This is a genomic window from Tenacibaculum jejuense, assembly GCF_900198195.1.
GTDB classification, from domain to species: Bacteria; Bacteroidota; Bacteroidia; order Flavobacteriales; family Flavobacteriaceae; genus Polaribacter; species Polaribacter jejuensis.
On the sequence record NZ_LT899436.1, the window covers coordinates 3,347,406 to 3,368,972 of the forward strand.

15 protein-coding genes, 1 tRNA gene and 1 pseudogene are annotated in these 21,567 nt (G+C 28.8%); 8 read left to right on the forward strand and 9 right to left on the reverse strand.

Annotated elements, in window-relative coordinates; all coding sequences use genetic code 11:
- Positions 1–2: 2 nt before the first annotated feature.
- Together AQ1685_RS14585 and AQ1685_RS14590 are read right to left on the reverse strand one after the other, a co-directional pair.
- Positions 3–2,189 carry a TonB-dependent receptor gene (locus tag AQ1685_RS14585; RefSeq protein ID WP_095073336.1) on the reverse strand — a complete coding sequence of 729 codons (2,187 nt, stop codon included), beginning with the start codon at positions 2,187–2,189 and terminating at the stop codon, positions 3–5.
- Between the two features lie 47 nt (positions 2,190–2,236).
- A complete protein-coding gene (locus AQ1685_RS14590; RefSeq protein WP_095073337.1) occupies positions 2,237–2,554 on the reverse strand; it encodes a DUF6660 family protein in 318 nt (105 codons plus the stop codon).
- 324 nt (positions 2,555–2,878) lie between these two features.
- Between AQ1685_RS14590 and AQ1685_RS14595 the strand changes: the two genes are divergently transcribed.
- The 3 genes and pseudogenes from AQ1685_RS14595 to AQ1685_RS20525 form a co-directional block, all read left to right on the forward strand.
- Complete coding sequence (locus tag AQ1685_RS14595) at positions 2,879–3,502, forward strand: JAB domain-containing protein (RefSeq protein WP_095073339.1); 624 nt, start codon at positions 2,879–2,881, stop codon at positions 3,500–3,502.
- A 1,333-nt stretch (positions 3,503–4,835) separates the two neighbouring features.
- Entirely contained in the window at positions 4,836–5,033 is a 198-nt protein-coding gene (locus AQ1685_RS14600) for a hypothetical protein (protein ID WP_095073341.1), read from the forward strand.
- A 66-nt stretch (positions 5,034–5,099) separates the two neighbouring features.
- Positions 5,100–5,930 (forward strand): annotated as a pseudogene (locus AQ1685_RS20525) (recombinase family protein); the annotation flags it as partial.
- Positions 5,931–6,669: 739 nt separating this feature from the next.
- Here AQ1685_RS20525 and AQ1685_RS14610 read toward each other — a convergent pair.
- Positions 6,670–6,735, reverse strand: a tRNA-Arg gene (locus AQ1685_RS14610).
- 134 nt (positions 6,736–6,869) lie between these two features.
- Here AQ1685_RS14610 and AQ1685_RS14615 point away from each other — a divergent pair.
- The 5 genes from AQ1685_RS14615 (at position 6,870) to AQ1685_RS14635 (ending at position 12,023) form a co-directional block, all read left to right on the forward strand.
- Positions 6,870–8,174 carry a tyrosine-type recombinase/integrase gene (locus AQ1685_RS14615; protein WP_095073344.1) on the forward strand — a complete coding sequence of 435 codons (1,305 nt, stop codon included), beginning with the start codon at positions 6,870–6,872 and terminating at the stop codon, positions 8,172–8,174.
- A gap of 94 nt (positions 8,175–8,268) precedes the next feature.
- On the forward strand, positions 8,269–10,869 hold the full coding sequence (locus AQ1685_RS14620) for a hypothetical protein (protein WP_095073346.1): 2,601 nt from the start codon (positions 8,269–8,271) through the stop codon (positions 10,867–10,869).
- 1 nt (position 10,870) lies between these two features.
- Positions 10,871–11,215, forward strand: a complete 345-nt coding sequence (locus AQ1685_RS14625) for a hypothetical protein (RefSeq protein WP_095073348.1) — start codon at positions 10,871–10,873, stop codon at positions 11,213–11,215.
- Between the two features lie 12 nt (positions 11,216–11,227).
- Positions 11,228–11,620 (forward strand): hypothetical protein, encoded by a 393-nt coding sequence (locus tag AQ1685_RS14630; RefSeq protein WP_095073350.1) that lies wholly within the window; start codon positions 11,228–11,230, stop codon positions 11,618–11,620.
- A 10-nt stretch (positions 11,621–11,630) separates the two neighbouring features.
- Positions 11,631–12,023, forward strand: coding sequence for a hypothetical protein (locus tag AQ1685_RS14635; protein WP_095073352.1), 393 nt, complete (start codon positions 11,631–11,633; stop codon positions 12,021–12,023).
- Between the two features lie 179 nt (positions 12,024–12,202).
- Here AQ1685_RS14635 and AQ1685_RS14640 read toward each other — a convergent pair whose 3' ends face one another.
- The 6 genes from AQ1685_RS14640 to AQ1685_RS14665 are packed head-to-tail and all read right to left on the reverse strand — an operon-like array spanning position 12,203 to position 21,567.
- Positions 12,203–13,180 (reverse strand): HNH endonuclease family protein, encoded by a 978-nt coding sequence (locus AQ1685_RS14640; RefSeq protein ID WP_095073354.1) that lies wholly within the window; start codon positions 13,178–13,180, stop codon positions 12,203–12,205.
- Entirely contained in the window at positions 13,164–15,371 is a 2,208-nt protein-coding gene (locus tag AQ1685_RS14645; protein WP_095073356.1) for an AAA family ATPase, read from the reverse strand. The genes AQ1685_RS14640 and AQ1685_RS14645 overlap by 17 nt, the downstream gene beginning before the upstream one ends.
- Positions 15,372–15,383: 12 nt before the next feature.
- Positions 15,384–16,325 carry a hypothetical protein gene (locus tag AQ1685_RS14650; RefSeq protein ID WP_095073357.1) on the reverse strand — a complete coding sequence of 314 codons (942 nt, stop codon included), beginning with the start codon at positions 16,323–16,325 and terminating at the stop codon, positions 15,384–15,386.
- Positions 16,318–19,605 carry a hypothetical protein gene (locus AQ1685_RS14655; protein ID WP_095073359.1) on the reverse strand — a complete coding sequence of 1,096 codons (3,288 nt, stop codon included), beginning with the start codon at positions 19,603–19,605 and terminating at the stop codon, positions 16,318–16,320. Before AQ1685_RS14655 ends, AQ1685_RS14650 begins: the two co-directional genes overlap by 8 nt.
- Positions 19,595–20,275, reverse strand: a complete 681-nt coding sequence (locus tag AQ1685_RS14660) for a chromosome partition protein MukE (RefSeq protein ID WP_075344623.1) — start codon at positions 20,273–20,275, stop codon at positions 19,595–19,597. The genes AQ1685_RS14655 and AQ1685_RS14660 overlap by 11 nt, the downstream gene beginning before the upstream one ends.
- The gene (locus tag AQ1685_RS14665) at positions 20,248–21,567 is read right to left on the reverse strand and encodes a hypothetical protein (protein ID WP_095073361.1); all 1,320 of its coding nucleotides are present in this window, start codon (positions 21,565–21,567) and stop codon (positions 20,248–20,250) included. Before AQ1685_RS14665 ends, AQ1685_RS14660 begins: the two co-directional genes overlap by 28 nt.

A 21,567-nucleotide genomic window follows, 5' to 3' on the forward strand; every position in this document is an offset into this window, starting at 1 on the left:
GATTAATCGTGGTCTTCGTTTCCAAATGGTTTAATAATAAGCCCTACACTAAAAATAAAACCATCTGTAGGCGCATATATTTCTGGGAAAACAGGATTTTGGTGCGGTGGTAAAACCAAAGGTGAAAACCTGCTTTGTCTTCTATCTGTAAAGTTTTCAAAATTTACAAATACACTTCCTAATTTAAAATTACGCATAACCAATAAACCCATGGTTACAAAATCTGTGGTTTCTGTTCCATTAGATAAAAATTGTTTTCCAGTATAGTAGGTTTCATAACCTATTCTCCACTTATCAGATTCGTACATTAAAACACTACCTGCATTATGCTTTGCGGTTAATGGCTTCTGTGGATTACCAGGTAAATAATTTAGTTTGGTATCAATAAACGCATAGTTTAAAAACCATCTAAAGTCTTTATATGTAAATTTTATATTTGTTTCTGCTCCTTTACTAAATATTTCATCTGGTGCATTTTCAAATTGAAATAATCCGTTATCTTTTGAATTTAAAAGCAATCCATCATTTATTGCAGTCACGTAGAATAATTGATTTACAGAAAAACCAATCTCATCAGATAGACGAGTTTGATAATTCAAATCAAAATTAACACCATAAGAACGTTCTGCATCTACTGTAGATTTATCTATTGCAAGCACATTTTCAAAGTTAATATACTCTGCTTCTTCTGTAAAAATATCTGGAATCTTATACCCTAAACCTCCACCAATTCTACTTGAAAACCAACTATTGGTTTTATAAAGTAATGAAATTCTTGGAAGTGGAAAGAAACCGAAATCAGTATTGTAATCTGCTCTTAATCCTGTTTCCAATATCCAATTATCCGATATGTCGTAAATATTATTTGCAAATGCTCCAAAGGTCACATCTTTTTGGTCACGCTGTAATGGTGCGTTATCATTTTCATCAAAATTTGAGGTATATAGATTAGCTCCAACTATCCAATCCGTTTTATCTGATGTTGTGCTATAAGAGACTTCAGTAAAAGTGTTTGTTTGCTTACCATCAAAATTAAAATCAGGAACTGTTAAATTCCTATCGAAAAAAGAGACACTATTTTTAAACTCTAATGAACTAACAGAATCTAGTTGTGTTTGATACACAAATTGACTGCTTAATCGTTTTGAGTTGTTTTCTTCTGTGTATTGATGAATACCATCTTCACCATTTTCAATTTTGGTAATATCTCCGCCAATTCTATCATCATACGTTCCGTTTAATCCAAACCAAAGTGTTGTTTTATCTGATGGATAATAAAATAATTTAGGATTAAATGAAATTGATGTCGTTTTTGGTAAATTACTAAAACCATCATCTTCTGGGTCATACGCTTTTTGATAGTGACCAGAGCCGTAAAGTGAAACACCGAATTTTTCATTTCGTTTGCTATAAAATACATTGGCTGTACTTCCTAATGCTTGTGTCTGCGTGAGCATTATGTCTAATGCAGGTTCTTCGTCTGGTGTTTTAGATACCATATTTACTAATCCTGCAATAGCACCTCCACCATAAAGTGTTGATGAACTTCCTTTAATAATCTCAAATTGTTGTAAGTCTAAAGGTGGTATTTGTAAAATACTTAATCCACTTGAAAAACCACCATATAATGGAAACCCATCTCTTAAAAGCTGTGTGTACCTACCATCCAATCCTTGAATACGAATATTTGTACTCCCACTACTTAATGATGTTTGTTGCATCTGTATTCCTGTACTTTCACGAAGTACCATAGAAATATTAGTAGGGTTCATTATTGCTTTCTCGCCTAATTCCTCTGCACCAATAAACTCTATACGCGTTGGTATTTTTCGAACAGTTCTTGTACTTCTTGTAGATTTAAGTACAACTTCATCCAATTCATTACCTCCTTCTTTTAGTTTAAATATTAATTCTGTTTTACTTGGAACTTGAATTGTGGTTTCAAATGTTTCAAAACCTAAAAAGGAAATTATTATTTGATGTTGACCATCTGGTATTTCTGTAAATTCTACAATACCATTAAAATTGGTTACAGCCCCTTTTTCTAATGCTTCAAAGTAAACTGTAGCACCCATTAGAGGCTCGTTTTCAGCCTCTGTGATGACTTTTATTTGTATGTCTGATGTTTGTGCCTTTAACGATAGGCAAAGTATTAATACGAGCTTTATGCTCAATAAGTATTTATTCATTGAATTATAATTGTAATTAACTAAATAGTTTATTTAAAATCGTTTTTTTAGCTAATTACTTGTGGCGGTTGCCAAATATTAGAATGAAAATCAAATCTATAATTTGATTGATAAGTAGAAATTAATTGAGTAGAAATTTTATAAAAACTCAATAACTCATATGTTGCTAAAGGCTCATAAGTTATTGACATACCGCAACAATTACAAATACAAGTCATTGGGCAAGAATCATCACTATCTTCTTGGTGATTATGTTCTGCACTAATTTCTTCGTGCTGTTGGTCTTCAAAATTTTGACCATCAGAACAAGGCATTGTAGATAATGCTAACATTGTTATAGCTAATATGGAAGCTAAAAATTTCATCCAAACAAAGATAATACTTTTTTGATGCAATGGTTGTGCAAATAATTTCAGGATTCTTATTTAATGGTTGCAATTTGAATGGTCATTACTTTTCATTTCACTAGATTGATTTACCATCATTTAGTAATCATACAGGAAAAAGTGATAGATACTGATACGCAATCTAAAGTTAATTGATGTAATGTAATCTTCTCTTGAACGGCTCTATTTATTTTATCAACTGTAAACCAAACAATAAGCCATCTTAAAGAATTAAGCTTTTTAATAAAAAAAAGCATGTATGAGAACTTATATTTTTAAATTTAAAATTATAATTTTGATTTTATGGATATTAATTTAACCGAAGCCGAAAAAATAAAAATCTTAAACTCAGACGACCTTTACGGAATCATGCAAAAGATTTTGCTCCGTGAAGGTAAAATAGACCAAAACCGAGAGCACTTTTGGGTAATTGGTTTAGAGAATAATAATCGTATTTTATTCATTGAATTAATCAGTTTAGGGACAATAAACAAAACACTTGCTGAACCAATGGAGGTATTTAGTTTAGCATTACAAAAACGAGCAGTAAAAATCATTCTGTGTCATAACCACCCTAGCGGAGAACTCACTCCCTCTGATGCAGACAAAGATATTACCGACAAATTAATACAAGTAGGGCTAATTGTAAATACTCCCGTAATAGATCATTTAATTATTACCTATAAAAGTTATTTAAGTTTTAAAGATACTGGCTTGCTAGAGAAACTAGAGAAAAGCACAAAGTATGTGCCTAAATATGAATTAGAGCGACGCATTAAGGAAGAAGCTTCTAAGATTGCGAAACGACAAGAGAAAATAGAAATAGCCAAACAACTTAAAAGAAAAGGAGTTGATAATGAAACGATTGCTTTTTCTACTGGGTTAACTGTTCAAGAAATTGAAAAACTAAGAGTTAAGAAGTTATAAGAATTAATATATTTTTATTCATTTTCTAAACCTTTTCGAATCGAATACATTATGCGTGTTTTTAAGTTTGGTAAGCCTGCATATTCTTACTAATTTTAAATTATAGTAATCATTTTTCTATTTTTTGATACTTTTTCACTATTAATAATCATCTTTATATAGCTAGAAAAATGTCTTTCTTTAATACTTTTTCTGTCTAAAATAATAACCATTTAGGTTTTTATTTTAATTATAATGAATTTTTCGTGCGAAAATATCTTCGCTCTTATTTCAAAAAACCAATATATATTCAAAAATCCTCGACTTCGGAGGGATTTTAAACTCCGTAGGACAAGTTTGTAATGAGAGGCACAAAAGCATTTTTGAGGCACTCATTACACAACTTGCTCTGTTCCGCTGAACAGTTTTCTAATGGATTTTAATGTAATGATGCGATATCACCTACCCTAAAACTGCTCACTACAAATTAAAAATGGATAAATGACAATAACACTATGATATTCAGAGATAAAACAAGACACCCAAAGCCATTAGGTACAACTAAATGAAATCGTTAAGAGAAATGGAACGAAAGAGCTGTTTTTCTTGATGTATTGCCGTAACGCCGTATAGCCAGACATACGGCGATACAGTTAGCCGTTTAGTCAGCTAGCTAGTCATCCACTCAAACATCTGTATGACTGGCTATACAGAAATATTTATAGCTGAGAGTCCTACTAGTTAACTAGTAAATCGTGCAAACAGATGAAAGTATGGCTTACTATACAGTAGTACAACTAGCTAACTAGTTATAATGTGATATTGTTATTCACCAGTAAAAAATAAGTTGTGTTTTTTTAAAAATAATTTTAAGGGGGGTATTAGTTTGGTTTTCCATTCATAACAAAATGAATGAAGTGGAATTTGTCAAGACTTTTAGGAGATAATTAGGTGTGTATACGACGTAGTAAAATACTCGTATTTTCAAGGAAGTAGATACCTTATTATTTTCTAAAACTTGTATAGTCTTTACAAGTTCCATAAGGATATCTAGCAGTTCTTTTGGAAGTTTTTGTGTTTGAGTGTACAGACAGTTAAACGAAAAAAGCAACAATTTTCAAATTAGAACTACTTATATCCTGCTCGTTTTTCGTTGTCCCGAAAAATGATAAAAGCTTCATTTATTACAAACCCCTTAAAATTTAAAATTCCAGATGTAAATCCCTGACGCTATTATAATAAAATCAGACAATTAACGACAAATAAAGACGATTTTATTTGTTAGTAAATTACAGCCTACCAAAGCTATAAGTTTATAAAAAGAAGTAAAGAACGTGCTTCTATTTATGAACCTATGCAACATATTAATAAGGAAAATATAGAACAAGCTACTCAGAGGGTTAAGAAACGATTACCTATAGAAAAAATACGTCAAATTCCTAAGTATAGAAACATATCTCCTGAAGGATATAATCAGCTTATTAAAAACGCTGAAACCTTTTCTTTACTCGTATTAGAAGCTATCAATGTACAAGATCAAAATATTATTTAACATTGGTTTTTACACAAAACTTACCAATACCTATATCTTTGTTATTGATATTCAACACTTAAAACCATGGATAACTTAACTCTTTTCAAACAATTCGCTCCCAAAGCTCCCAAAAAATTTCAAGAAGGTAATAATGCTGTTATTTATACTCGGGTTTCCTCCAGCGATCAAGAGGATAATACCAGTTTAGCTTCTCAAAAAAAGCATTGTGATTTATATGCACAAAGACGAAACCTAAATGTTGTTGGATATTTTGGCGGTACATACGAATCTGCAAAAACAGATGACAGAAAAGAGTTTAATCAATTATTAAAGTTTGTAAAACGCTCTAAAAACATCAACTATATTATTGTGTATTCTTACGAACGATTTTCACGTTCGGGGATTAATGGAGCATCAATTGCGGAAGAACTACTTAAAAAGTATGGTGTTATTACATTAGCAATTACACAAGAACTTGACCCAACTACTCCGTCTGGTTCTTTTCAGCAAAAAATATTTTTCCTCTTCGGACAAATGGATAATGAATTAAGAAGAGATAAAACCGTTACAGGAATGAAAGAACTACTCTTAAAAGGATATTGGGTTTGGGCTGTTCCTAGAGGGTATGAGGACTTAAATAAAGGAAAAGCTACAGAACGTAAATTAGTGGTTAATGAAGAAGGAAAACTGCTAAAAAAGGCTTTTGAATGGAAAGCTTACAGCCAATTACCAAACGTAGAAATTGTAAGACGTTTAAAAAAGATGGGAATTAACCTATCAGAGAAACGTTTAAACGATTTATTTTCAAATCCTTTCTATTGTGGGTTAATCACAAGTAAAATGATTCCAGACCAAGTAATTCAAGGAAATCATGAAGCTATGATTTCTAAAGAACTTTTTTTAAAAGTTCATAATATTAGAAAAGAAAAACGCATACACGGATTTGTACATAATAAAGACAACGATAACCTACCCTTAAAAATTTTTACAAAATGTGAAAAATGTGGAAAAGGAATGACGGGTTATTTAGTGAAAAATAAAAATCTATATTACTACAAGTGTCGCACAAAAGGATGTAAAGTAAATCGTAGTGCCAAAGCAATGCACGAATTGTTTAATAAAGCACTTGCTTCTTTTAAGATTGAAAAAGAAGAACTAGAAATTATCAAGGTTCAACTAGAAGAACAAATGGGTGTGTTTTTTAAGTCAAAAACAGAGAATGAAAAGATTTTAAAAACCAACCTAAATACACTTAAAAAGAAATTAGAGAATATCGAAGAACGATTTGTTATTGGCGAAATAGATAGACAGCTTTATGATAAATACAGTTCTAAATACAAAAAAGAATATTTTGAAATTGAACAAGAAGTTGAAAAAACAAGTGGATACAGTTCGAACCTCAAAAAAGTAATCAATTTTGTTACCAAAACATCTACCAATGTCTTACCGTTATGGGAATCTTCTACTTTGGAGAATAAAAAAGTTTTTCAGCAAATGCTATTTCCTGACGGAATCTTCTATAATCACGAATTAGACCAAGTTCGAACCACTAGAGTAAATTCATTTTTCTCGCTAATCCCAGAAATGACGAGTAATATAGGGAATAAAAAAAGCGGAAATTTTATCCAGTTTGATAAAAAATCCGCTTTAGTGATCGCGACAGGATTCGAACCTGTGACCGTCTGCTTAGAAGGCAGAAATTTTGACCACACATAAAACCATATAAAAACAAAAACCCTTATAAACAAAGGGTTTTACGAAATATTAAATTTTATAAAATCAGATAAAAATAAAAAAATCGGGGAGTTTTCGGGGAGTTTTTTCATATCTTTAAAGTATCCAAAATTAAAGACTATGGCTAGTGTAACAATTGTTCTAGACAAAAGAAAAAGTGGACAAAAAAAAGATGGATCTTTTCCTATCAAGTTAAAAATTGAACATGATAATAAACACCTAACAATTCATTTAAGTAAGCATGCTAAAATTGAACAATGGGACAGGGATAAATATAATCGTAAATACCCTAATTCTAAAAGAGCTAATAATGAACTGAATAAAAAGCTTGTTATTGCAGAAGATATTTTAGATGATTATGAAAATGAAATTAAAACTTGGAACTGTAAACAACTTAGAGATTTTATTGCTTTACAGATCTTAGATGAAAAGTCCGAAAAACGAGATAAAAAAATCAAAGAAAAAGGCGGTACACTTTTAATGACTCCTAAAGGTATTAAAACCATTAAGCTTTTTGAATACGGTAATCATTTAGTTAGCCATTACGAAAACTTAAAACTTTATGGTAGAGCTAAATCCTACAAACAAGCTTTAAGTGCATTTAAGAAATACACTAACTGTAAAGAAGATATCACTTTTGCGGAAATTACTGGAAAAGTCCTAGAGCAATGGAAAGTAAACATGATGAATAAACCTATGAAAGACACTTCGTACAATGCTTATTTAAGAGGCTTACGTGCAGTAATCAATCATGGCATTAAAGATCATAAACTTCCAAAAGATGGAAATTATGGATTTCAGTATTTTACAGTGGGTACACCCCAACCAACACAAAAAAGAGCTATTCATTTAGAACAAATCAAAGCTTTATTTGAATATCCGTTAGAAAGAGAAACTTCCTTATGGCATTCTCAACAACAAGCTATTTTTATGTTTAATACTAATGGAATTAACTTTCGAGATTTAGCTTATTTAAGAATGAATCAAATTATTGGCGATTTTAACCGTATAAAATATACAAGAGCAAAAACCCATAAAGATTTTGATATTGTCATCGCAGGTAAATCAAAGGAAATATTACAATATTACTCACAAAGAAAAAAACTAAATTCTAATGAATTAGTCTTCCCTATTCTGCCACAACAAATTTTAGGACTAGGAAAAAAAGAGGTTACTCTTTATGAAAGTCGCCGTGATGTGTTTAATAACAACCTAAAGAAAATTGCCTCATTAGCTGAAATTGACACCAATTTAACTTCTTATGTTTTAAGACATTCTTTCGCTACTGCTTTAAAGCACTCAGGAACAAATATTTCATATATTTCCGAAGCTTTGGGACATGACTCTTCTAAAACTACTCAAGTGTATTTAGACAGCTTTGAAACTGAGGACAATGATAATATCACTAAGTCTGTGGCTTTTTAGAATACTCATGTAATCCTATTCAATTAAATACCTAGTACTAGGTATTTAGCACTTTTTTATTTTTATTATCTTTCAGGAATAAACCTAACTTCCTATGAGTAAAGAACTATTTAAAAGCATTGTTGAAAACGGCAACAGTGTTCCTTCGAGTTTAAACAAAATATTTTTCTCTGAATTTAATAAAAGTAATGGAAATGAGCTTTCCGATTTTATTGATGAAAATTTCCCCATTACAATTGACAATCAAAGTGCAAGTATTTTTAGTGATCTACAACAAAAATACACTCAACACCAAAAACATGCTTACATAAATCGACAGATATTAGAAGCCAATTCTGAATTAATAAAGTATGTTGTAGGTACAGCTTCTGTGCCTGCTGCCGCAACTGGCGTTGGCGCTATTGTTGTTGGGGGAGTTAACCTTTTCATGGACAAGCTACTTGATCATGCTTTAGATGAGTTCGACCAATCAGTTAAAAACTCTTCTGCTAAAATAGTAGGAGTACATTTAAGAGAGGTTAGAAATAAAACTGGCAAATCTTTAGAAGAAATATCTGGAATGGATACTAAAGCTGCTCATAAACTCCTATTTGAATCTAATATAGGGATAATGGACAATTCAATTGAGTTTTTAACTCCAGAAGATCGTACCAAGGCTTTACATGAAATGACGAAAATTCTTGAAGACAAATTAGTTCATGCTACTGCCCTAAATAAGCTTGTAAATGAAACTCAAGATATAGAAATAGCAAATATAAAAGATGAAATTGATTTCATCTCTAAAGTTCAAAACAACCATCAAGAATGCATCGAGAACATCACTGAAAATATAGAGACCATACAACAAAATTTCATTAATTTAAGTGAATCCGTAAAAGTTCTACATTCAGAAGTAAGCAACAATTCTGAGAATATAGACATTCTTAAAAACCATGTTTTTTCAAATGCTAATGTTGATCAAAAAATCAAATTACTCGATAGCGGTTTGTTAGATCAAAATTTAACTAGTGAAAAGAAGGATCAGTTAGAAAAACAATTAAAAGCCTTAAAAGCAAAGCAAGATTTACAAAGCAGTATCCATAAGCATATTAATAAAGCTCGACACATCACTACCATTTTAAGCAATGTTGGCTTTGATTCTAAGACAGTCCAAAAAGCTAATGAACTAATTAATATAGGAACTACTGCTATGAATGCATTTACTGCATATAGTTCTGGCAACGTTCTTGCTTCTGCAGCTATTGTCTCTGGACTTTTTGGAGGAAAAGGAAAATCCGATCCTGCTGCCCAAAGACATAAGCAAATAATGGACAAATTAAATGTTCTAGATAATAAACTAACCGAAGTCTTAAATAATCAAATTACTATTATGAAAAATCAACAATTCATAATAGATACGCTTGGAAAAATTTCAAAGCAGATAGATGAATTACATGCTATTGAAATGGAGAAATTAGAAGAAATTAAAACTGAGACCCTTTATAACAGGCTTTCAAACCTAGAACTTCAAACTAGAGATTTAAATGTTTTAGAAACTTTTAGTAAACCTTTTAAGAAATTTAGAGCAATAAAGAATCGCTCATACAATGATATACAACAGTTCTTTTTTGATTATGGAGATCGCTTTGAAAAACATAATGATATCTTCAAACCTCTTTTAAATATATATAGCCATTCATTAGATCGATTTTTACAATTAAAGGAATATGAATATTTAGGTATTAAAGATGATAATTCAATTAATGAAATATCCATAATTACTAAAGGGTTTGACAGAATCATTAACTATATCGAAAACTTCACAAGCATTAAAAATCAAATTAATCTTTTTGGAAAAATAACTATTAATAATGTTTATCACTTAGATTCTAAGTTCGAAACTATTTCAAAAATAGAATATTATGATGATGAGGAACTTCCTTGGGGTTTAACCAAGTCTTCCTTAATTTTCACGAAACAACTAGAACGAATTTTTGAAATTTTAAATGAGGTTCACATATTCTACTTACTTCAAAAAACTGACACTAGCGAATCAGAACTTCTTTCTACTGAAGATTTTTTCGCTAAAAGATTTCACAAACGTAAAGGCTACCAACATTTTCAGCATTTACTTATTTTAGTTAACATTGCTATTACTCAACAAAATTTACTTTCTGGAGACAAACTATTAGAAGTATTCTATCAAAGATTGTTTATTGATAAAATCGACCAAGAAACCCCTGAACACAAGCAAATTATAACAGTATTAAACAGTAATGGTTTATTTAAATCAAATTTCGCTAAATATTTTATAAAAAAACAATTGGAAAAAGAACGAAAAGTTACCATTAATGGGGATGAATTAAATGTTAAATTTGATTTCTTCGAATATAATTTATACTTGGCTAATACTTCATCATATGCTCAAGATATAAGAAATAAAACTAATTTAAGGATGTGTTTTGATGATAATTTACAATCACAAATCATATATCATAAAGGTCAATGGAAATTAGACTTACACAGAGATGATAGAGAAGCTTATTTAGAATTACCTAAAACTACCGATTTTAAACAAGGCGCAATACGTTTTCGAAGAGAAATGTATGCCCTACTAGAATTAAAATCAAAAATTTTAGATAAAATTTCCGAGTATGAATTAAAAGATTTTATCAATCCTAATGAAAATATTTACCAACATTTAAAATTTAATTAAAATGCCTGTAAAAATTATAAAGCTAAAAGCCGACAGCTTCACTTATGCTGGGACAACAACTAAAATTACTACTGCAAAAAATGTAATTGGTGGAGGTGATTTATTTGTAATAAATAAAAGAGGAGATTACAAGGACATCATAGAAGAAGTATATTCTAAGGATGAGATTGACAACATAAAGAAAAAAGTTACATCTGATTTAATTAAAAAAATAGAAAATATAATTCAGGATCACTTTCTTTCCTTAAAAGAAAATATTATCAATGACCCTAAACTTTCTAAAAAAGTTGCTGAACATATATTAAATGACAATACATTTCTAGAAAAATTAAAAAACAACTCTTAAATCTAAAATTATATGCCAATCAACGTAGTAAAAGTCACAAAAACAGGGCAACAACAAGTAACTTTTGAGCCTTGGTATAGTAATCGCCTCATTAGTCGTTCTAATGTCAATAAATTTGAAACAAGATTTACTAAAAACTGTATTAACCCAATTCACCTTCCTCCTAACTCAGTTTACCTAGTCTCGGAAGTTAATAATAAAATAAACGAAGTAAAAAACGCAATAGACCAATCGGAAGAGGAATTTAAATCTGAACTTTCTAAAAGTTTAGAGGATATTCAAAAACAAATAATCAGTCTAAAAAAACAAATAATAAAGGATCAAGCCTTCATAGAAAATATTACGGACTCATTAACTAACAATGAAACCTTCCTTGATAAAATAAAAGAAAAACTACAATCTTAAAATTAACTATATGCCAATAAAAGTATTTTCATTAGAAAGAGGCTATAAAGGTAAAAATACCAAAATAGTACCAGCTTTAACTCCAATTCATTCAGGTAACCATGTCCATAAAGGAGATATTAGTGCACTTAATATAAATGACAATTACAAACAAGAATTTTTTGGTAAAGGTTACAGGATAGCAAATTCAGTTTACACAACTAATGAAATAGACTCTTTAATCTCAAAAATCAATAACGAAACAGTTAATCTATTAAAAAATGAATTTAGTACTGAAATTGCTAAAAGTTTAAACCAAATTCAACAAGATCTAACTTCATTAAAACATGAAATTTTAGCTAGCAGAACTTTTAGAGAAGAGCTTAAAAATGAAATTCTAGAAGAACTAAAAAGAGAACTTTAAAAGCAATCTTCTTCCGTCAACTATAAATAAGAAGTATCTTGCATTAATAAAATTAACCAACCTTAAAGTGGACTTGCAACAAAAAGTCGGACAAATTTTCTAAGACCTATGCCACGTTTTTAATTTGATAAAATTCTTGTTCACACATATGTAGTATATACAAGAATTGATTACATTTTTTATTCTTCTCGAATTAAATTAAGTTGCTTTGCTATATCCATTACAATTTTACTCATTGGTCTTTTATGGATATCTTTATCTTGTGTATAATTACCTACTAATAACCTTTTAAATAGCTCAGGGTGCAAGGATAATTTGTTAAAATTTTCATTTAAACTTTTCAAGTAAGACTTATTATAAATTTGACTTTTAATAATTAGTTCTTCTATCAAGTCTTTCTGAGTTTCATATATACTTTCTATATGAAAAACATCATTAAATTTCTTAGCTATAGGATCATTATACGTAGGTTCAGAAAAGGAAAAATTAATTTCTTGAGCATCTCTAGTAGTTAAATACTTAGATTTAGAATATGAACTCATTTTAAAATTATATTTAGATTTTGTTGTTTTCTTAGAATCCAGTGTATATAATTCAAATTCAATCTTATTGTTACTTTTTACTCTATTACAAGATGCACAAGCTGGGTATAAGTTAAACAGTGAAATACTTAGAAATGGATATTTATCTCTTGAATAATAATGGTCAACATCAAATTTAGCGGAATAAGTTCCGTTAGATTTGACAGCAGTTATTGATAACTGTGAGTTACAATACACACATGACTTAATCCCTAACTCTTTAAAATATATTGGATAAAATGTTCCTCTTAAATATTTATAATTAAGAGCATCGAGTATAAATTTTTTAAGAGTTTTTTTAGGTTTTCCGTTTTTATAAAATCTAGAATTTGGAGGAATACTACCGATTGATACTATTAGGGTTTCTATAGTATTTGGGACACACTCTATAATCTTTATTGAAGAGTTTTTTTCAAACAATCTTATTACTGATCTTAGATAATTCTTTTCAGCTGTATTAAATTGATTTTTATTAATCTTTTTTAATTTGGTTAGTGCTTTCTCTCTTTGATTTTCTATCTCTATTTTAAAAAGCGACTGAACGTATAACACTTTATTTTCATGAATCGCTATCATCTCTTAATTTTTCTAATTTTTTTATTTGTTCATTTATAAATGTATTCTTTGAATTTTTAAATGTTTCAGTATACAAATCCATTAAACTCATATATAAAATAGGCTCACCTACAATATTTATAATTCCTTTACATTCTTTTTCTAACTCTTCTATATTTTTATTCTCTATTTCTTCTTTTTTCTGAATTTTTTTCATGATTTCTATAACATCATTTATTCTGTTTTTTGCAAACTCACCCATAAAACCTTTTTTTAGAAAGAAATCATTGGCTAATAAATCATGAATATTTGCTCCAAAAGTCTGTTGTTGAATCGTTTTTACCTCACCATTCTCTAGTCTTAAAATATTTGATGATTCAATGTCTGATAAAATAAATGGAGAATGAGTTAAGTATATTAAATGAATAGAATCTATTCCTTTTTGCCCTTTAATTTTTATATTCTCTAAGGCATCTAAAATACTACTTGTTAACTCTCTTTGCATGTCTGGATGATAATAGATTTCTACTTCGTCTAAAATGATTGCTATATTTTTATATGTAATTCGCGTAATATCAGAAACTTCTTCTGTAAAATGAACTGAATGTAAATTATATAAATGATACGTAATTGTATTAATATTAAAGATTATCTGTTGCTCACCAGAACTTAGTTCACTTAATTGTATAGTTTTGTCTTTATCTACTGATATTTCAAAATCAATATTAAAAAAGCCAGGTAAAGCATAATCTATTAATAAAGAAGGTGTAAGTGTTTCTTCTTTCAGGCCACATTCCTTTACCCAAGACTTTAAATCTTCTGTTGTAAACTCTCTATATGAGTAATGGCTATCTTTATTCCATATAGAATTTGGGTTATTGGTAAATTTAATAAAATTAATTGTTTGTCTTAATTTTCTAGTGATATGGCTTTTATCATTCCTTAAAAAAGCCATAAACTTACTATTACTATAATTTTGGTTCTTATCTCTAAATAAATGCGAATAATTATCTCTTATTCTGTCTATTTTTTTCTCTAAATAACCTAAAGCATAATCTTGATAATTTGTATATCTTTTTAAGTAGTTTTGACCTATTTTTGAACGGACTAACTTCACAGATTTTAAATTATTAAAATCATCGCTATCAAGATATCTAGTAAAAGGACGCTTTAAGTCGTTATTTTGATCTTCAAAATCTACTCTTTTGATTAAGTCAAAATCTTTTTTTGCGAAAAACAAGAATTTTTTTAGCTCATATTTTTCAAGTAATAACGTTTTCTTGTTTAATACAACATCAAAAGACAGATTAGACATTATTCTTTCCCTTGACAAGTATAATTCCTTATTAATATTGAAGTTACCCTCATTTCGCATTGGGTTTATAACTACAGGTGTGGTATAACCATCATTTTTATGAAACAAGCTGTTAATCCAATTTCCCATAACTTTAGAGTTCAATGAGTGATGGGAATAGTTTAAGCAGATTGAATAGAAAAAAGGCTCAAAAAAGAAATTACTTTTCTTTACCGGTTTACCATCAGAACTGTATTCATAAAATTCTAACTTACCCTTAGTAAATCTAACAGAATATAGACTTCCTGACTCTTGATAGATTAGGCAAGCTTTTAATTTGTCTTTAATTAAACGTTCTATTTTAAGGTCGTCTTGCTTTTGACCTAATAGGAACTTTAACTTTTTCTTGAATAAATTATTAAGAAGCGTTCGTCCATTTGTTATACCTTGCAAATCCTTTTTATCTAACTCCAGATTATTATCATCAAGAAGTTTAAATAAATCTATAGATCTTGGGTTTTTATTTTTTAAACTTTCAAGTTTTCTAGCATCACTTTGAGCTTTAAGTATTTGAGAATTTAATACTTCAGAATATTCATCTAATAGTTTCTCTTTTTTATTATAGATGCTCATAGCATAAACCAAGTAATATAAAAGCTCTATGAGAGCACTTTTACCAGAACCATTTAAGCCTACTACTGCTGAAACCTCAACATTAATACCATTTTTTAATTTATAGATACCATTACTTTCATTCTTTTTAACTGTAGTGATTTTTTCAATTCTGCTATTATTCCTGTTCAGTTTAATAGAGTATTGATCAGTAAATTTATAGGGCTTACCAATAATTAAATTTTTACTAAACTTTTCGTCACATCCTTCTAAAGGTATTATTGATATTAATTTAAAGTTTTTCATTCTTTATATAAATTAATTTAACACCTCTTTTATCATTTGTATTAAGTTAAATGATTCCTCTTCAATCCATTCTTCACTTTTGATTAACTCGTTGATGAGAACCAACTCCTTTTTAGAAAAATCTTCAAGTTTTAAACCAGATAACGCCTTGGTTAAATCCCAATGACTGTAATGATACTTAATGTACGTGCTAATTCTTTTATGAGGTTCATTGGGGAATAAAAGTTGAATATCACTATTTCTATCTTTTAACTTTGTCTTTATTCTGGAATAAATCTGTAAACCAGCTAAATCCCAATCACAAGAATAATAAATTGATTTTGAGAGTTCCACTTCATCTATATCATCTAAAACTTTTATATTATTTCCTCCAACATACCACATTTTAACCTCTGTATTTCGAGCAATCCATGGTTGTTTTAAGAATGATTTATTTTCACATAATACGATAGCTTTCGGGTTTTTATGGTCTACTACTATCCTCCAATAATTCTCTTTTGTATCTAAAGGAAAATGAGTAATACCTAAAATGGTAAATACAGCATCCCTAACACTTTTCTTCTCTTTTAAATATTTGGATATATCAAAAAACTCATTTGAAAAATCTTCTATATTAGTAGGATTGTTTCTTAACTCTTCTTTGTTTTCACTAATGAGCATTAATGTTTTGATATCTTCAAGAGTAAAACTCTTTTTTGCAGTTGGTTTAATTCCATTCTCAATAAGAAATAATTTTGCTTCATTATACGCTACCTTAAAATTCTTTTCATAAAACCCCTCAAACACATCAGTAGCTATTATAACTTTTATATTATCAGGCTTTAAATCAAGAACACCTTCATCGTCAATAAGATATTTTATGTAGGGATGCTCCTGAATATTAGCTCTAGTTTTTTTTAATCGGTAAATATCATCTAGTGCCTTTAATTCTTTCCAAGTAATGTTCTTATCCATTTTTTGCTACTCTATTTATATACTCATTAATATCTTCAAAAACCTCATCTGAAAAAATACCAAGTGGTGGAACAAAGTTTTCCATATCAGCTAAATTATTTTCATTCATTATATAAATATACTGTCCATCATCAGTAATTTCACCAGCTGTTTCAATTGCCATCGTTACAATCTGGTACTTCTCTTCTTCAGCTAATTCATGAAGCATATCATAATTACTACCTAACCCCTCAGCTTCATCTATGGGCATTATTTTAAGTCCAACATCCTTTTCTTCAATTAAGGATATTCTTGCTAAGCATAATAATGCATTGGCAGTATAAGTTTGTCCATTACTTCCAGAATTAATTTCATCATTATCAAGTTTTAAATGAAAATCTAAATCAAAGTAAGACTTTGGATCCATAAGATCTTCTGGTTCTACTTTAGCACTACCACCAAGTTTTTGAAAAGCTTTAATCATCATTTTATTGATATCTATTTCTTCTCGAAGGTCACTAAATAATCCTGTATAATTCATCTGATTATTTAATTGTTTTCTAAAACTCGAAAGCCAATTTTCAGGATAATGAACAGATTTCTTATATGATAGTGAAGCTCTATTACCTCCTGTAATACCTTTGTTTTTCTTTTTAAGATAACTGTTTATTTCATTGATTTTAGTCAAATATCCTGTATAAACTTTATACACTTGATTAAAAATATCGCCAAGAATTTCAACTTTTCTTGATCCTATTTCTTGAATATCTTTAGTTAACTTATTTAATCTATCTGCAATATTATTATTGATTAAATCTTCATTCACTTTTGATGTTGGAAATACTGTTGGTAAAAGATAGTTTGCCAGTTGGCCTATTGATACAGAATCATCATATGGTGAATCCTTTGTAATCAATCGTAAATATGCCTTGTAATCTGATTTTACACTATCGGCTTTATACTTTAAAGAATTATTACCTCCCTCATCTGGATTAGTAAATTCTTCTGCTTCATTATTAAACTTTATAGTAGATTTGAACAAGTCAACATTCATTCGATTTGTTTCATCTAACTCTTCTTCAGATACACTTATGTGGTCTTCTTTTTCCTTTTTAATTACTAGCAAATCTTTTCTTGATTCTAGAGTGTCATATCTTAACCCTATTAATTTAGATTTATCATTAATGTGTTTTGAATACTTTTTCTGAAAAACATCTATCTGTTTTTTTTCAAAGTTCTTCTCTTGTTCTAACAATTGTTCTTTGCTATCAACAATTCTACTTTCAATTATTGAATCATCTACATTTGAATCTTCATCGAAAAAATCAGATTCTAATTGTTTAACTCTTTTAGTATAGTTATCTAGAGTATTTTTCTTGTTTAAATGCTTTTGGTATCTATCTTTTAATTCATCATATTTTTTTTCAATTTTCTTTTCTCTTTTGTAATCGTTTAGAAGATTGTTGAATGAATCTTCTGTTATGTCTTCTAGGTCGATATGAATTTTAAACTCACTAAGTTCATCTTTACGACCATAAAGTTTAACATGCTCTTTAAGGTTACTAAATTGAAATAAGGTTTCCTTAAGTTCTCGTTTAGTTTCTATTTGTGAATTAAGGTTTTGTAACTTGCTATTAACCTTATCTTTAAACTCTACTATTGAGTTAATTAATTCCTTTGGATTATCAATATCCAAAACTCGATTTTTAGAACATTCAACAAATTCGTGTACGCCATCAAGATTAAGCCAAAAGCCTTTTTCGCTAATTTCCTTTATATTATCGTTTACTTTATTGAATAGCTCTTCTGGTTCAGGGATATATCTTTTAGAGTTTTCTTCTGAAGGTTTAACTCTACCGTATTTTTGGAAGTATATTAAAATGCTCTCAATCTCATAAGATATTGGGAACTTTAAATTTTCAGTAGCCCATCTTAAGAGCGACTCAGGGTTGTTTATATCTGAAAATTTGGATAAAGCTTCTTGTTCGTTAATTTCCTTTTCTAATTTGTCAATTTCTATAGAAAACTTCTCTTGAGCATTATCAAAATCTTTTAACCAATAAGAAGTTTCAAAATCCGTTACTATTTCTTCATTTGTTAGATAGTCATTAAACTCTTCTAATTTATTTTTAGCATTATTTTCTTTTTTTTGAGTAAAGAACCAATCTTTAACTTTCTCCAAATCTTCATCATTAATCTTCAACCATTTTTTTACTTTTTCTACATTTAATTTAAATTGCTTTACCTCCAAAAATTTATTTTCTATATCATACTCAAGCTCGTTCTTTTCATTAAATTCAATAATTCTTTCTTTAGTATCTAATAGTTCTTCAAGCTCTTTTATATCTAATTTAAGTATTAAGTTTTCTATAAACTGTAGTTCTAAATTAGTCTCATCAAGATTTTTAGTATTCTTTTCTTTTTCTGTTATTGCTTTTTTCTGAAGCGTATTCCAAAAATTGAACCTCTTATTGAGGTATTTTGTATAAATAGTTTTGTAGTTATTACTTTTTGTAAGAGCATCTTCTAATAAATTCCACTTTTCGTTTATAAGATTTATTTCAGCTAAATATCTTTTATGTTCATGAAAATCATTATTTATGTTATTTACCTCCTCTTTATATTTTTCTAATATTATGTTTTGTTCATCATCTCCAAAAAGGAACTTTTTTAAATTCTCCGATTCTATTTTAAAACCTTTACCTCTAGAAAATGACCTAAGTATACTAGCAAAAGTTTTTAAAGTCTCATTTTTTGTTAAATCCAATGAAAGTATATCATTGTTAAAAAGTATTTGATGATAACTTTTTCTCTTAAAAGACTTCATGTTTGCTATTTCAAACTTTTCACAAAGGTTTTTAAGTGTTTCAATTTTATTATTAATAATTAAATCCTTGGCAAGGATCGGTGTAGTAAGATTTGTTAATTCTTCCCAATCATATCCATTTTGAATTATAAACATGTCTGCCATATTACTTGTACCTTCAATATAGGCACCAATGCTTATGTACTGCTTTGGTTTAATTTCTATATTTAAAAATATATAGCCTCTGGAAGTTGAGTTCCCTTTAGTACCCAAAAGCATTCCTTTAACATCTCGCTTTTTATTTCCATCAGTTGCAGATTTAAACTCACTTGAACCAACAAGAATTAATTGTATCATATCTGCTATCATACTTTTTCCACTACCACTTTCTCCACTGAAATCTGTTCTATAAGGGTGGAATAAATAATCCGCATTAAAATGTTGTTTAATACCTATCGTCGACAAGCTATATATACGAGGAAAATTATTCAGCATTTTTTATTTCTTTTATTAGGTCATCAATTGTTGCAATTTGTGGTTGATAAGCTACTCTCAATCTTTCAAAGGATGGCATAATCTTAAATTTATCTTTTTCATTTTCATCATCCCACACTAACCAACCTAACTCTCCAAACTTTAAGAATGATTTTCTAATTACATCTTCAAACTTTTCATCATTCATATCTGAACCTTTATCTGAAGAACTATCATTGATTAATTTTCTTAACGCATTTTTTTCCTCCTCATATTCTTCATAAAGCGTAGTTGAAAATTCAGAAATACTATCAAGTTCAATATTCCCATCTAACTTGTACATTTTTAGAAATAACATCCCTATGATTATATACTCACTTTTTAAGTACTCTCTATTATCCGAAGGAACATTACTTTTCCCATCTTCATTTAGTGCTAGGTAGTAGTATCGATTAAATTCACTACCTTCTTCTATCAGATTTAAATTGAATAAATCGCTATAGTAATTTTTTAAAGACTCAAAGTTTTCAGCCTCGTTTAGAAAGCGAAATAAATTTACATTTAAGGGATATTCCCTCTGTACGTGCACTCCACTTCTTAATACATAATCAAGTTTACCAAAGATGGAAGATGCTTTCTTTTCATAGAGAAAACTATACTTACCTATCTCTTTTGAATTTTCATTTGCCATAACGATGTTTCTTTATGTGATGAGCTAGTAAAAGCTTCTTTTTTTATTTCAATACTATACTTGTGTTTAAGTTTGGTACATCTTCTAATGATACTATGAGCAGTTTTAACTGCAATCCTAAGTTTATCTTTATCTAAAATTTTGAAAAATAATGGTGAAAAAACTAAGGTGCCTTTCTCTTCTAATTCTTGAAAAGCCATATTAGTCCAATATTTCACTCTTGCTTTCTCTTGCTTCCACTTTTTCGCTTTTTCTATTAATTTTTTTTGTTTTTCGATATCAACTTGTCTTTTTGTAACTTCTACAGGCATTTTAGGACTTATATCTCTAATTGAAAGTACATTTAATTTTAGATTATGCTCCGTAGATTTTATTTGTATTCCAGAGAGGTTATCTGGAAGATGAATTCTTTTAGTATTTCTATCTCTTTTTACAAAAGAGTTATTTAATAGGTAACCAATAAATTTATTTGTTTTTCTATCAAAGTCTTTTCTATTGAAATCATATATAAACTCTCTAATTCGAGGCTTTATTTTTTCTATTCTCTTACTGATATGTTCTAATTGACTTCTAGAATTATCGTGAAAATCTTGAACTCTTTTAATATTTTCAATATGATCATATCCGCTATCTTTTTCAAGAATACCAGTCATTAGTTCGTCAATATCATAAGAAATTTGAAAAGCATTTTTAATTTTTAATGCTTGTTCTTTAATTATCTCAAGACGAAACTCTATTTCTTTTAAAATATTGAGTATGTCTTTTTCTTGTGATTTAATATTAGACTGAAACTCTTGAACAGATTCATTAACTTGTTGATCTAAAATTTCAATTTGTGAAATAAGCTCTGGCTTTCGTATCTCAAAATGATCCTCTATCCATTCATTAAATTTTTTTCGTTCTACAATATTTTCACTAAGACTTTTATACAATTCATCAAAAAACCTTTTTATTTTGGCAGGGCTATATCGTTTAATTAATCGTTTTTCAATATTTTGACACCATTCAAAACCATATTTTTTAAATTTATATGTTCTTTTAGAGTTATTACGCCATAAAAATGTTTCTTGTAACCTAAGAACAATATTGTTGTTTCTGTGATTTTCTGTTCTTGGGCTTTCATTTCCTTGATCTTTAAAAACTTTCTTTATTATTGAGATAATATTTTGTTCTGTAAACTCTTTGTCCTTATACTTATCATAGAGGGATAAGAGGATTAATCCATCATTTTTATTAGGAATTAATTTCTCATATTGAGTTTTTGCTTCTATGTAAAGATTAAAGCTATCCAT

Coding starts and splice junctions, on each gene's coding strand:
- AQ1685_RS14585 (WP_095073336.1), bottom strand. CDS start 2,189: ATGAATAAATACTTATTGAGCATAAAGCTCGTATTAATACTTTGCCTA.
- AQ1685_RS14590 (WP_095073337.1), bottom strand. CDS start 2,554: ATGAAATTTTTAGCTTCCATATTAGCTATAACAATGTTAGCATTATCT.
- AQ1685_RS14595 (WP_095073339.1), top strand. CDS start 2,879: ATGGATATTAATTTAACCGAAGCCGAAAAAATAAAAATCTTAAACTCA.
- AQ1685_RS14600 (WP_095073341.1), top strand. CDS start 4,836: ATGCAACATATTAATAAGGAAAATATAGAACAAGCTACTCAGAGGGTT.
- AQ1685_RS14615 (WP_095073344.1), top strand. CDS start 6,870: ATGGCTAGTGTAACAATTGTTCTAGACAAAAGAAAAAGTGGACAAAAA.
- AQ1685_RS14620 (WP_095073346.1), top strand. CDS start 8,269: ATGAGTAAAGAACTATTTAAAAGCATTGTTGAAAACGGCAACAGTGTT.
- AQ1685_RS14625 (WP_095073348.1), top strand. CDS start 10,871: ATGCCTGTAAAAATTATAAAGCTAAAAGCCGACAGCTTCACTTATGCT.
- AQ1685_RS14630 (WP_095073350.1), top strand. CDS start 11,228: ATGCCAATCAACGTAGTAAAAGTCACAAAAACAGGGCAACAACAAGTA.
- AQ1685_RS14635 (WP_095073352.1), top strand. CDS start 11,631: ATGCCAATAAAAGTATTTTCATTAGAAAGAGGCTATAAAGGTAAAAAT.
- AQ1685_RS14640 (WP_095073354.1), bottom strand. CDS start 13,180: ATGATAGCGATTCATGAAAATAAAGTGTTATACGTTCAGTCGCTTTTT.
- AQ1685_RS14645 (WP_095073356.1), bottom strand. CDS start 15,371: ATGAAAAACTTTAAATTAATATCAATAATACCTTTAGAAGGATGTGAC.
- AQ1685_RS14650 (WP_095073357.1), bottom strand. CDS start 16,325: ATGGATAAGAACATTACTTGGAAAGAATTAAAGGCACTAGATGATATT.
- AQ1685_RS14655 (WP_095073359.1), bottom strand. CDS start 19,605: ATGCTGAATAATTTTCCTCGTATATATAGCTTGTCGACGATAGGTATT.
- AQ1685_RS14660 (WP_075344623.1), bottom strand. CDS start 20,275: ATGGCAAATGAAAATTCAAAAGAGATAGGTAAGTATAGTTTTCTCTAT.
- AQ1685_RS14665 (WP_095073361.1), bottom strand. CDS start 21,567: ATGGATAGCTTTAATCTTTACATAGAAGCAAAAACTCAATATGAGAAA.